The 11,678-nt window shown below is 69.5% G+C and carries 11 protein-coding genes; 6 read left to right on the top strand and 5 right to left on the bottom strand.

Features of this window, described 5'->3' with window-relative positions; genetic code table 11:
• Together KBX53_RS09250 and KBX53_RS09245 are read right to left on the bottom strand one after the other, a co-directional pair.
• A partial coding sequence (locus KBX53_RS09250; RefSeq protein WP_210858652.1) for a malate dehydrogenase occupies positions 1-659 on the bottom strand: 659 nt, incomplete at its 3' end.
• A gap of 138 nt (positions 660-797) precedes the next feature.
• Positions 798-1,658: a bifunctional methylenetetrahydrofolate dehydrogenase/methenyltetrahydrofolate cyclohydrolase gene (locus KBX53_RS09245; RefSeq protein WP_030338359.1), complete on the bottom strand. Its 861-nt coding sequence runs from the start codon at positions 1,656-1,658 to the stop codon at positions 798-800.
• A 483-nt stretch (positions 1,659-2,141) separates the two neighbouring features.
• Between KBX53_RS09245 and KBX53_RS09240 the strand changes: the two genes are divergently transcribed.
• The 5 genes from KBX53_RS09240 (at position 2,142) to KBX53_RS09220 (ending at position 7,907) form a co-directional block, all read left to right on the top strand.
• The gene (locus KBX53_RS09240; protein WP_210858651.1) at positions 2,142-3,743 is read left to right on the top strand and encodes an ABC transporter substrate-binding protein; all 1,602 of its coding nucleotides are present in this window, start codon (positions 2,142-2,144) and stop codon (positions 3,741-3,743) included.
• Positions 3,744-3,940: 197 nt separating this feature from the next.
• Complete coding sequence (locus KBX53_RS09235; protein ID WP_030338354.1) at positions 3,941-4,879, top strand: ABC transporter permease; 939 nt, start codon at positions 3,941-3,943, stop codon at positions 4,877-4,879.
• An 18-nt stretch (positions 4,880-4,897) separates the two neighbouring features.
• Positions 4,898-5,854 carry an ABC transporter permease gene (locus KBX53_RS09230; RefSeq protein WP_030338353.1) on the top strand — a complete coding sequence of 319 codons (957 nt, stop codon included), beginning with the start codon at positions 4,898-4,900 and terminating at the stop codon, positions 5,852-5,854.
• Between the two features lie 6 nt (positions 5,855-5,860).
• Positions 5,861-6,892, top strand: coding sequence for an ABC transporter ATP-binding protein (locus tag KBX53_RS09225; RefSeq protein ID WP_030338351.1), 1,032 nt, complete (start codon positions 5,861-5,863; stop codon positions 6,890-6,892).
• The gene (locus KBX53_RS09220) at positions 6,873-7,907 is read left to right on the top strand and encodes an ABC transporter ATP-binding protein (RefSeq protein ID WP_210858648.1); all 1,035 of its coding nucleotides are present in this window, start codon (positions 6,873-6,875) and stop codon (positions 7,905-7,907) included. Before KBX53_RS09225 ends, KBX53_RS09220 begins: the two co-directional genes overlap by 20 nt.
• A 136-nt stretch (positions 7,908-8,043) precedes the next feature.
• On the opposite strand, the gene purH is transcribed toward KBX53_RS09220, so the two are convergent.
• Positions 8,044-9,615 (bottom strand): bifunctional phosphoribosylaminoimidazolecarboxamide formyltransferase/IMP cyclohydrolase, encoded by a 1,572-nt coding sequence (gene purH, locus KBX53_RS09215; protein WP_210858646.1) that lies wholly within the window; start codon positions 9,613-9,615, stop codon positions 8,044-8,046.
• Positions 9,612-10,232 carry a phosphoribosylglycinamide formyltransferase gene (purN, locus tag KBX53_RS09210; protein WP_210858644.1) on the bottom strand — a complete coding sequence of 207 codons (621 nt, stop codon included), beginning with the start codon at positions 10,230-10,232 and terminating at the stop codon, positions 9,612-9,614. The genes purH and purN overlap by 4 nt, the downstream gene beginning before the upstream one ends.
• A 290-nt stretch (positions 10,233-10,522) precedes the next feature.
• Here purN and KBX53_RS09205 point away from each other — a divergent pair, with 290 nt between their 5' ends.
• Positions 10,523-11,077, top strand: a complete 555-nt coding sequence (locus KBX53_RS09205) for a DUF4190 domain-containing protein (RefSeq protein WP_210858642.1) — start codon at positions 10,523-10,525, stop codon at positions 11,075-11,077.
• 55 nt (positions 11,078-11,132) lie between these two features.
• Here KBX53_RS09205 and KBX53_RS09200 read toward each other — a convergent pair.
• Positions 11,133-11,678, bottom strand: a 546-nt coding sequence (locus tag KBX53_RS09200; RefSeq protein WP_247675352.1) for a DUF6350 family protein, incomplete at its 5' end; no start/stop codon positions are given.

The following is an 11,678-nucleotide window of genomic DNA, read 5'->3' as shown; positions in this document are numbered from 1 at the left end:
CCACCGTTGCGGGTCTTGACGACCAGCTCCTCGATCTGCTCGGCCGGCATCACGTCACGCAACGGCTTGCCGTTGACGGTGCTCTTCGAGGGCACCGGGACCATCGTGTCGCCGTGCGAGCCCAGGGTCAGCGTGCGTACCGACGCCACCGGCACGTTCAGCGCCTCGGCGACGAAGTTGCTGAACCGGGCGGTGTCCAGCATGCCGGCCTGGCCGAGCACCCGGTTCTTCGGGAACTGGGTGGCGAGCTGGGCCAGCGCGGTCATCTCGTCCAGCGGGTTGGAGACCACGATGACGACGGCGTTCGGGGCATACTTGGCGACGTTCTCGGCGACCTGGCGGACGATCTTGGCGTTGGTCTCCAGCAGGTCCATCCGGCTCATGCCGGGCTTGCGCGGCAGACCAGCGGTGATCACGACGACGTCGGAGCCCTCGATCTGCTCGTAGCCCTCACCGTTGGGGCCGGTCGTCACGCCGACGACCTTGGTCTCGAAGCCCTCGATGGCCCGCGACTGGTTGAGGTCGAGTGCCAGGCCCGCGGGCTTGCCCTCCACGATGTCGGTGATCACTACGGTGTCGAAGACGTCGTACTCGGCCAGGCGCTGTGCGGTGGTGGAGCCGTAGAAGCCAGCCCCGACGACAGTGACCTTCTTACCCATGGTCGTCCCACTCCCTGATACCAGTCGGTTTTCCGGACCGTATCAGTCATCCTGGCACCGATCCGGCCAGGGGCGGCGGGCATCGCCGGGATGGGGCGAACGTCACCGCCGTCCTGGTTCGGTGCGCCGACGTGCGGGTCAGCCGCGCTCGGCGCGCTCCACGACATTGGTGAGCAGCATGGCCCGGGTCATCGGGCCCACGCCGCCGGGCATGGGGACGAGCGCGCCGGCCGTCTGGACCACCTCCGGGTCCACGTCGCCGGTGTAGCGGCCCTTGCCGTCCGCGCCGATCACGCGGGTGATGCCGACATCCACCACCACCGCGCCAGGGTTGATCATGTCGGCGGTGAGCAGACCGGGTACGCCGGCCGCGACGATGACGATGTCGGCGGCGCGGGTGTGCGAGGCGAGGTCGAGGGTGCCGGTGTGGCACAGGGTGACTGTGGCGTTCTCACTGCGCCGGGTGAGCAGCAGGCCGAGTGGGCGCCCGACGGTGTTGCCCCGGCCGACCACCGCGACGGTGGCACCGCGCAGCGCCACGTCGTGTCGGCGGAGCAGCTCGACGATGCCGCGCGGGGTGCACGGCAGCGGCCCGTCGTAGCCGAGCACGAGCCGACCCAGGTTGACCGGGTGCAGGCCGTCGGCGTCCTTGTCCGGGTCGATCAACTCCAGCACCCGCTGGGTGTCGAGGTGGGCCGGCAGCGGCAACTGGACGATGTAGCCGTGGCACGCCGGGTCGGCGTTCAGCTCGGCCAGCACGTCGTCGACCTGCTGCTGGGTGGCGTCGGCCGGCAGTTCGCGGCGGATCGAGGCGATGCCCACCTCGGCGCAGTCGCGGTGCTTGCCGTTGACGTACGCCTGGCTGCCCGGATCCGCCCCGACCAGGACCGTGCCGAGCCCCGGGGTGATGCCGCGTTCCGCGAGGGCCTTCACCCGAATGCGCAGCTCGTCCTTGATCTCCGCTGCGGTTGCCTTGCCGTCCAGAAGCGTCGCCGTCACGACCAGATCGTCTCACGACCGGCACCCGCGGTTCAGACGACCTCAGCTCGGGGCGGTCCGCCGCCACTGCCAGGTGCTGGTTGCCCAACGTTCGGGCCGAGCCGAACTGGCTACCGCCTGCGTGACGGTGTGTGACGTGTCGCTAGTCACTCTCGGTCACAGTTTGTGGGTTCGATCACTGTCGAACCAGACAGACCGGGTCGGCGAAACGGAGACCGGACCTTCGTCCCAGCAGGTGTCGAGCCAACCCAACCGAGCCCAATCAGCTCGCCAGCCGCCCGAATATCCGCAGGATATTGCCGGCAAACCCGGTTTCGGCTAGCAGATTCACCCGCCTTCGACAAGGAGGGAGAGCCCGGACCGTTACCCACCCGCAACCGCGTCGTTGCCGAAGGCTCGCCGCCGACCTACCGTTACCGCTTGTTGCGCAGCGTAACCCAGCGTCGGGCTTGACTGCGCAGCGTGAGGAGATGAGGAGGCTCAATGCGAGTTCGTAGACTCGCCGCCTGGACCGCCCTCCCGCTCGCGGTGACGCTGGGCCTCGCGGCCTGCGGCAGCGGCGGAGACGGTGGATCCGGTGGCAGCGACAGTTCGGTGGTCAGCATCCAGATCGCCGAGCCGAAGCACCTGGTTCCCACCAACACCACCGAGACGTCGGGTTCGCAGGTCATCGCCGGCCTGTTCAGCCCGCTCGTCGACTACGACGCCCAGAACAAGCCGTACGAGGTCGCGGCCGACTCGGTCACCTCGACCGACAACAAGGTCTGGACGATCAAGATCAAGGACGGCTACACCTTCCACAACGGCGAGAAGGTCACCGCCCAGAGCTACATCAACGCCTGGAACTACGGCGCGTACGGCCCCAACGGTCAGGACACCAACCCGTTCTTCGAGAAGATCGCTGGTTACGCGGACCTGCAGGGCAAGGAGCCGAAGGCCAAGGAGATGTCCGGGCTGAAGAAGGTCGACGACCTCACCTTCACCGTGACGCTCAACGAGCCGTACATCGACTTCAAGACCACGCTGGGCTACAACGCGTTCTTCCCGATGCCGGACGCCGCGTTCTCGGCCCCGGGCGTGCTCAAGGACTCCTACGAGCAGGCGCCGATCGGGCAGGGCCCCTTCAAGATGAAGGGCACCTGGCAGCACGACAGCAAGATCGAGGTCGAGCGCTACGACGCCTTCCCGGGTGAGAAGCCCAAGGTGAAGAACGTCGAGTTCCGGATCTACCAGCAGCTCACCGCGGCCTACGCGGACGTCCTGGCGGACAACCTGGACGTGCTGCCCACGATCCCGACCGAGAGCCTGAGCACCGCGCCGAGCGACCTGGGTGACCGGTACAAGACCAGCCCGATGTCGTCGTTCCAGTTCCTGGCGTTCCCGACGTTCGACAAGGACTACAGCAACCCGGACGTCCGCAAGGCCATCTCGATGGCGATCGACCGTGACGAGATCACCAAGTCGGTCTTCAAGGGCTCGCAGACGCCGGCGCGCTCCTTCGTCTCGCCGGTCCTGCCGGGCTACCGGGACGACACCACGGGTAAGTCGGGCGAGTTCAACCCGACCGAGGCCAAGAAGCTCTACCAGGCCGCCGGTGGTCCGTCGAAGATCGTCATCTCGTACAACGGCGACGGCGGGCACAAGGACTGGGTCGACGCCACCGTCAACCAGCTCAAGACCAACCTGGGCGTGGACGCGGTGGGTTCGGCCGAGCCGAAGTTCGCCGACCTGCTCACCAAGGTCGAGAACAAGACGCCGGTGGGTGCGTTCCGGATGGGTTGGGTCATGGACTACCCCACCATGGAGGACTACCTCGGCCCGCTGTACAGCACCAACGGTTCGTCGAACTACTACGGCTACAGCAACCCGGAGTTCGACAAGCTGGTCAAGGAGGGTGCCGCCGCCAAGACGCAGGACGAGGCGATCGCCAAGTACCAGCAGGCGGAGGACATCCTGGCCAAGGACATGCCGGTGATCCCGCTCCGCTTCGGCGAGAACGTGTTCGGCCACTCGTCCAAGGTCAAGAACGTCGAGATGGACCTGTTCCAGCGGGTCAACCTCGTCAAGATCGAAGCAGCCAGCTGAGCTGAGCATGGTGCGGGCCACCCGGGCGACGAAGCCCGGGTGGCCCAATCCGCGCCACCGGGGCCGGGCCGCAGCAGCGGACCCGGCGTCGGTGGTGCCGGCTCCCCCGGGCCGGACGGCACGTCTCCGACATTTCGGGTACGACCAGAGATGCCGTCCTGCGACCCTTTCGCACATTTCCGGAGAGACTGCTAAGCATGTTCCGCTACATCCTGCGGCGCCTACTGCAGATGGTCCTGGCCTTCTTCGGGACCACCCTGATCGTCTACGCGCTGACATTCGCCGGGCAGGGCGACCCGATCCAGGCGCTCGCCGGCGAACGCCCGGTGACGCCGGCGCAACGGGCGTACCTGACCGAGAAGTACCACCTGGACGCCACCGGCGTCGGCGGCTTCTTCTACCGCTACTTCGACTACGTGAAGAACCTGCTCCAGGGCAATCTGGGCGAGTCACTCACCGGTCGGAACATCGGCGACATCCTCCAGCAGGCCTGGCCGGTCACCGTGCGGCTCGCGCTCATCGCGCTCGCAGTGGCGATCATCTTCGGCGTCACCGCCGGTGTGCTCGCCGGCATCCGCCGGGCCAGCATCTTCGACAACTCGACGCTCGTGCTGACCCTGCTGGTGCTGGGCATCCCGACCATCGTGCTGGCCCCGCTGGCGCAGTACCTCCTGGGCGTCAAGTGGCAACTCTTCCCACCCACCGCCGGCTCCGACCCGACGTTCTACGCGCTCCTGCTGCCGGGCATCGTGCTCGGCTCCCTGTCGCTGGCCACCGCCCTGCGACTCACCCGGGCCTCGGTGGCGGAGAACCTGCGCGCCGACTACGTCCGGACCGCCCGGTCCAAGGGCCTGGTCAAGCGGCGCATCGTCATCGTCCACGTGCTGCGCAACTCGCTGATCCCGGTGGTCACCTTCCTCGGTGTGGAACTGGGCAACCTGATGAGCGGCGCGATCATCACCGAGGGCGTCTTCAACATCCCCGGCGTGGGCTTCAACCTCTTCCGCGGCATCCGCACCGAGGACGGCCCCCTGGTGGTGGGCATCGTCAGCGTGCTCGTCGTGGTCTACCTGGTCTCGAACCTGGTGGTGGACGTCCTGTACGCCGTACTCGACCCGAGGATCCGCTATGAGTGACCGCAGCGAGGTGCCGGCATGAGCGACTTTGAGACCGTGGCGGCCACCGAGAACCAGGCCGCGCGACGGGGCCCCTCGGGTGAGCCGGGAACCCCCAACCAGGTCGGCGCCGCGAACAAGCCCCGCAGCCTGGCCGGGGACGCCTGGCGCGACCTGCGCCGCAACCCGATCTTCTGGATCTCGCTGGCGCTGGTGGTCATCTTCACCCTGATGGCGCTGCTCCCCGGCGTGTTCACCGCCAACAGCCCGAACGACTGCCTGCTCTCCCGGCAGCACGCCGGGCCGTCCGGCGGGGCCATCTTCGGGTACGACTTCCAGGGCTGCGACACGTACTCCCGGGCGGTCTACGGCACCCGGGCGTCGCTGCTGGTCGGCGCCCTGGCCGCGCTCGGCACCGGGATCATCGCGCTGGTGGTCGGCATGCTGGCCGGCTACTTCGGCCGCTGGGTCGACGCGGTGCTCTCCCGGGTGATCGACGTGGTGCTCGGCATCCCGCTGCTGCTGGCCGCGATCGTGCTGCTCAAGCGGGTCTCCAGTGACAGCCAGTGGGCGCGCATCGGCGCTGTCGTCTTCGTGTTGGCCCTCCTCGGCTGGACCACCGCCGCCCGCGTGGTCCGGTCGTCGGTGATCACCGCGAAGGAGCAGGACTACGTCGCGGCGGCCCGGATGCTCGGCGCCGGCAACAGCCGGATCATGTGGCGGCACATCCTGCCGAACTCGCTGGCCCCGGCGATCGTGGTACTGACCATCGCGCTCGGCTCGTTCATCGCGGCCGAGGCGACGCTCTCCTTCCTCGGTATCGGCCTGAAGGCGCCCACCATCTCGTGGGGGCAGGACATCGACACCGGCCGGATCCACATGCGGGAGGCGGCCACCCCGTTGATCGTCCCGTCGACCTTCCTGGCGTTGACAGTGCTGGCGTTCATCATGCTCGGCGACGCGATCCGTGACGCCTTCGATCCGAAGCTGCGGTGATCCCTCATGACCATCAATCCCACGCCCGCCTCCGCCACGCCCGAGGGCGGCCACCTGTTGGAGTTGCGGGACCTGCACGTCGAGTTCCGCACCAACGAGGGTGTCGCCCGGGTGATCAACGGCGTGTCGTACCACCTGGACGCCGGCGAGACCCTCGCGGTGCTCGGCGAGTCCGGCTCGGGCAAGTCGGTCACCGCCCAGGCGATCATGGGCATCCTGGACACCCCGCCCGCGTTCGTCCGCTCCGGCCAGATCCTCTACCAGGGCGAGGACCTGCTCACCCGCTCCGAGGAGCAGCGCCGGCAGGTACGCGGCAAGGAGATCGCGATGATCTTCCAGGACGCGCTCTCCGCCCTCAACCCGGTCTTCCCGGTCGGTTGGCAGATCGGTGAGACGCTTCGTCAGCGCGCCGGCATGTCCCGGGCCGACGCTCGACGTCGTGCCATCGAGCTGATGGATCTGGTCAAGATTCCGGGTGCCGCCAAGCGGATCGGGGACTACCCGCACCAGTTCTCGGGCGGTATGCGGCAGCGCGTCATGATCGCCATGGCGTTGGCGCTGGACCCGAAGGTGCTGATCGCCGACGAGCCCACCACGGCGCTCGACGTGACGGTGCAGGCCCAGATCATGGACCTGCTCGCCGACCTGCGCCGCGAACTCAACATGGCGATGATCCTGATTACCCATGACCTGGGTGTGGTCGCCGGTGTCGCGGACCGGATCGCGGTCATGTACGCCGGCCGGATCGTCGAGCACGCCGACGTCCGCTCGCTCTACAAGGCGCCCGCCCACCCGTACACCAAGGGGTTGTTGGAGTCGATCCCGCGCCTGGACGTCCGCGGCCAGGAACTGTCGACGATCAAGGGGTTGCCGCCGAACCTGATGCGCATCCCGTCCGGCTGCCCGTTCCACCCCCGGTGCCCGTACGTGCAGCAGGTCTGCGTGGACGAGGTGCCGCACGACCTGGTCCTCGGCGACGGCCGGACCAGCGCTTGCCACTTCGCGCAGGAGGTCCGTGATGACAGCGTCGCCCGCTAACCCCACCAAGGTCCGCGGCGAGACCATCCTCTCCGTCGACAACCTGGTGAAGCACTTCCCGATCACTCAGGGCGTGCTGTTCCAGCGGCAGATCGGGGCGGTGAAGGCCGTCGACGGGGTGAGCTTCGAGCTGCGTCGGGGCGAGACGCTCGGCGTGGTCGGCGAGTCCGGCTGCGGCAAGTCCACCCTCGCCCGACTGCTGATGCGGCTGGAGACGCCCACCTCGGGGCGCGCCACCCTGGAGGGCAGGGACCTGTTCAAGGCCTCCGGGGGCGAACTGCGCCGGTTGCGCCGCAACATGCAGATGGTCATGCAGGACCCGTACACCTCGCTGAACCCGCGGATGACGGTCGGCGACATCATCGGCGAGCCGTTCGAGATCCACCCGGATGCGGCGCCGAAGGGCAGCAAGGCCAAGCGGGTCCAGGAGCTGTTGGACCTGGTCGGGCTCAACCCGGAGCACATCAACCGGTACCCGCACCAGTTCTCCGGCGGTCAGCGTCAGCGCATCGGCATCGCTCGTGCGCTCGCGCTGAAGCCCGAGGTGATCGTCTGCGACGAGCCGGTGTCGGCGCTGGACGTCTCCATCCAGGCGCAGGTGATCAACCTGCTCAAGCAGCTGCAGGGTGAGCTCGGGCTCTCGTACATCTTCATCGCGCACGACCTGTCAGTGGTGCGGCACATCGCCGACCGCGTCGCCGTGATGTACCTCGGTCGGATCGTCGAGATCGGCACCGAGGACGAGATCTACGAGCGGGCCACCCACCCGTACACCCAGGCTCTGCTCTCTGCCGTGCCGGTGCCGGACCCGGAGGCCCGGGACCAGCGCACCATGATCCGGCTGGTCGGCGACGTGCCCAGCCCGGCCGACCCGCCGAGCGGATGCCACTTCCGGACCCGCTGCTGGAAGGCCCAGGAGATCTGCGCCGTGGAAGACCCGCAAACGGTCCCCCGGGCGGCCGACCCGCACCCCTCCGCCTGCCACTTCGCCGAACTACGCCCCACCCCGGCCTGACCCACCCGGCCGACCCCGGCCCGCCGCCCACCCACGGCGATCATGAGGTTGACGGGCCGTTTCATCCGGCTTGTCGCCCGTCAACCTCATGATCAACCCATTGGGCGGTGGGCCCGGGGGGGCGGGGGGCGGGGGGTTAGTGGAAGAAGTGGCGGGTTCCCGTTAGGTACATGGTCACGTTGGCCTTCTTGGCCGCCTCGATGACCTCTTCGTCGCGGATCGAGCCGCCCGGCTGGACGATGGCACGGACGCCGGCGTCGATGAGGATCTGCGGCCCGTCGGCGAACGGGAAGAACGCGTCCGAGGCGGCGACCGAGCCGCGGGCCCGGTCGGCACCGGCACGGGTGACCGCCAGCTGCGCCGAGTCGACCCGGTTGACCTGACCCATGCCGACCCCGACGGTGGCGCCGTCCTTGGCGAGCAGGATCGCGTTGCTCTTCACCGCGCGGACCGCCCGCCAGGCGAACGCGAGGTCCCGCAGCAACTCCTCGTCGGCGGCCTCACCGGTCACCAACCGCCAGTTGGCCGGATCGTCACCGGGGGCGTCCACCCGGTCGGCGACCTGGGCCAGCACGCCACCGGTCACCTGCCGCACCTCCACCCGGGCCGGCGTCCAGGCCGGCGCCCGCAGCAGCCGGATGTTCTTCTTGCCCTGCAACACCTCGACCGCGCCCTCGTCGAAACCGGGGGCGACCACCACCTCGGTGAAGATCTCGGCGACCTGCCGGGCCAGCTCGACCGAGACCGGCCGGTTGACAGCGATGACGCCACCGAACGCCGACACCGGGTCGCAGGCGTGCGCCAGGCGGTGCGCCTCGGCGATGTCAGCGCCGATGGCGATGCCGCACGGGTTGGCGTGCTTGATGATCGCCACCGCCGGCTGGTCGGCGAAGTCGTTCGCGGCCCGCCAGGCGGCGTCCGCGTCGACGTAGTTGTTGTACGACATCTCCTTGCCGTGCAGCTGCTCCGCCTGGGCCAGCCCCGCCGGGGCGTCCGGGTCGACGTAGAGCGCTGCCGGCTGGTGCGGGTTCTCGCCGTAGCGCAGCACCGCCGACTTACGCAGCGCCGAACCGGTGAACGTCGGCCAGGAGTCGTCGGCCGGCGCCAACTCCCGGGCGCACCACTGCGCGACGGCCACGTCGTACTCGGCGATGTCGGCGAACGCCCGCGCCGCCAGCGCACGACGCTGGGCCAGTGTGAAGCCACCCTCGCTGAGCGCGTCGACCAGCGCCGGGTAACCGGCCGGGTCGGTGAGCACGGCGACCGAGGCGTGGTTCTTGGCGGCGGCCCGCACCATCGCGGGGCCACCGATGTCGATCTGCTCCACGCACTCCTCGACGCCGGCGCCGGAGGCGACTGTCGCCTGGAACGGGTAGAGGTTGGAGACCAGCAGGTCGAACGCCGCCACGCCCAACTCGTCGAGCTGCGTGACGTGCGTGTCCTTGCGCAGGTCCGCGAGGAGACCCGCGTGCACCTTCGGGTGCAGGGTCTTCACCCGGCCGTCGAGCACCTCGGGAAACCCGGTCACCGTCTCCACCGGCGTCACCGGCACCCCGGCGGCGGCGATGGTGCCCGCGGTGCTGCCGGTGGAGACGATCTCCACGCCGGCCGCGTGCAGGGCCTGAGCCAGCTCGACCAGCCCGGTCTTGTCGTAGACGCTGACCAGCGCCCGCCTGATCGGGCGGCGCCCGTCCTGAGTGGGACTCACGGAACCGTGACCTTCCTTCCGGTGATGGTCCAGCCTTCGCGGACCAGGCGACCGACCTGCTCGACGAGCTGGCGCCGCTCGGCTTCCTTGATGCGCTCGGTGAGCGTGTCCACGTCGTCGTCGTCCAGCACCGGCACCGCGACCTGCGCGACGATCGGCCCGGTGTCCATGCCGGCGTCGACGAAGAAGAGGGTGGCCCCGGTGAGCTTCACGCCGTAGGCGAGGGCGTCACGCGGGCCGTGGATGCCGGGAAACGCCGGCAGCAGCGTGTTGTGGGTGTTCAGGTAGCGGTCGCCGAAGGCGGCGAGAAAGTGCGGCCCGACCAACTTCAGGAAACCGGCCGAGATGACCAGGTCGGGTTGATGCTTCGCGACGTGCGCGGTGAGCGCACGGTCCCAGGCCTCCCGGGTGTCGTGGTCGCGGACCCGCTCCACGAACGTCGGCACCCCCGCCGCCTCGGCCCGGTCCAGGCCCGCGATGCCGTCGCGGTCCGCGCCGACCGCGACGACCTGCGCGCCGTACGAGGGGTCGGCGGCGGCATCCAGCAGCGACTGAAGGTTGCTCCCGGAGCCGGAGATGAGGACGACGATGCGGGCGACAGACGCGGGCTCGGTCACCGGGTCACCCTATCGGCAGGTCAGGGATGCCCATCGGCTGGGCGGCGCGCCGTCATCACCAGCGACCACGTGCCTCGACCCGGTACGCTGCCGCTCGCTCGGGCTGAACGCCGCACCGGCCCACACACCGCCCCTGATCCGGCACAACGAAGCGGCCGACAAGGGCTGTTCACGTGCTTTAGGAAAGAATGTCCTCCGGCCGCATCACTGGGCATTGGGAGGACTGACCGCGATCATGGATGGAAACAAAGAGCACCAACTGACGGAACCCAGTTCAAGGAGCTTCTCGAATGCAGCCCGGTAACCCCGGTCAGGACCCGTACGGCCAGCAGCCCAACCAGGACCCGACCGCTCCCCAGCCGCCGGCCGCCCCGTACGGCCAGCAGCCCACCGCCGGCCAGCCGTACGGCCAGCAGCCCAACCAGGACCCGTACGCCGCACCGCAGGCACCGTACGGTCAGCAGCCCACCTCGGGGCAGCCGTACGGCCAGCAGCCGCCGTACCAGGACCCGTACGCCCAGCAGCAGCCCCCGTACGGCGCCCCGACGTACCCGAACGCCGGGTACCCGCAGGCGCAGGGGCAGAACAACACCCTCGGCCTGGTGTCGATGATCCTCGGTATCGCGTCGATCCCGCTGGTCTGCTGCCTGTACCTGGGCATCCCGGTCGGCATCGCGGGCATCGTGACCGGTTATCTCGCCAAGCAGAAGGTGGCGCAGGGCCAGGCCAACAACGCCGGCCAGGCCAAGGCCGGTCTGATCTGCGGCGCGGTCGGCGTCGGGCTGGGCATCCTGCTGCTCATCCTGAGCGTCGTGGCGCAGGTCAACCTGCCCACCCAGCCCTGACGGGCTCGGATTCGACGGGGCGTTCCGGGGTTCACCCGGGGCGCCCCGCGCTCGTCTACTGTGCCGGCCTGCGGGTCAGCACGCGGGTGGCGGCGGCGCCCAGGAGCGCGCCGGCCGCGATGACACCGGCCGCCACCGCACCGACCTGCCAACCCACCGGCCCGACCTGGGCCAGCCGACCGGCGCCGAGCGGCCCACCGGAGACCGCGGCGGCCGCACCGAGCACCACCCCGGCCACCGGCCCGGCCAACGCCGCCGGCGCCAGCAACTGGGCCCAGCGTCCGGCGGCCCGCTCCGGCCCGGCGAGTCGAGCCACCCGACGGGCGAGCAGCCAGCCGGCGACCATTCCGGCCAGCACCGGCACCGCGAGCAGCAGCGCGCCGAAGCCGTCCACCGGGCCGCGCGGCAGGCCAGCGAGCAGCGGCACGGCCGGCAGCGCGCCGACCGACACCTCGCTGGTGCGCACCGCGGTGTCGGTCCCGACCGCGAAGCCCGGCCCCAGCAGGTAACTGGTCGACCAGACCGCCGCGTTGGGCGCGTAGGCGACGCTGACCAGTGTGATGCCGGCCTGCCCGGCGACCCCGGTCCGGTACGCCCCGAT

This window comes from Micromonospora sp. M51 (assembly GCF_018070305.1).
GTDB lineage: Bacteria > Actinomycetota > Actinomycetes > Mycobacteriales > Micromonosporaceae > Micromonospora > Micromonospora parva.
This window is presented reverse-complemented; position numbering and strand designations above follow the sequence as displayed.

Coding starts and splice junctions, on each gene's coding strand:
- KBX53_RS09240 (WP_210858651.1), top strand. CDS start 2,142: ATGCGAGTTCGTAGACTCGCCGCCTGGACCGCCCTCCCGCTCGCGGTG.
- KBX53_RS09235 (WP_030338354.1), top strand. CDS start 3,941: ATGTTCCGCTACATCCTGCGGCGCCTACTGCAGATGGTCCTGGCCTTC.
- KBX53_RS09230 (WP_030338353.1), top strand. CDS start 4,898: ATGAGCGACTTTGAGACCGTGGCGGCCACCGAGAACCAGGCCGCGCGA.
- KBX53_RS09225 (WP_030338351.1), top strand. CDS start 5,861: ATGACCATCAATCCCACGCCCGCCTCCGCCACGCCCGAGGGCGGCCAC.
- KBX53_RS09220 (WP_210858648.1), top strand. CDS start 6,873: ATGACAGCGTCGCCCGCTAACCCCACCAAGGTCCGCGGCGAGACCATC.
- KBX53_RS09205 (WP_210858642.1), top strand. CDS start 10,523: ATGCAGCCCGGTAACCCCGGTCAGGACCCGTACGGCCAGCAGCCCAAC.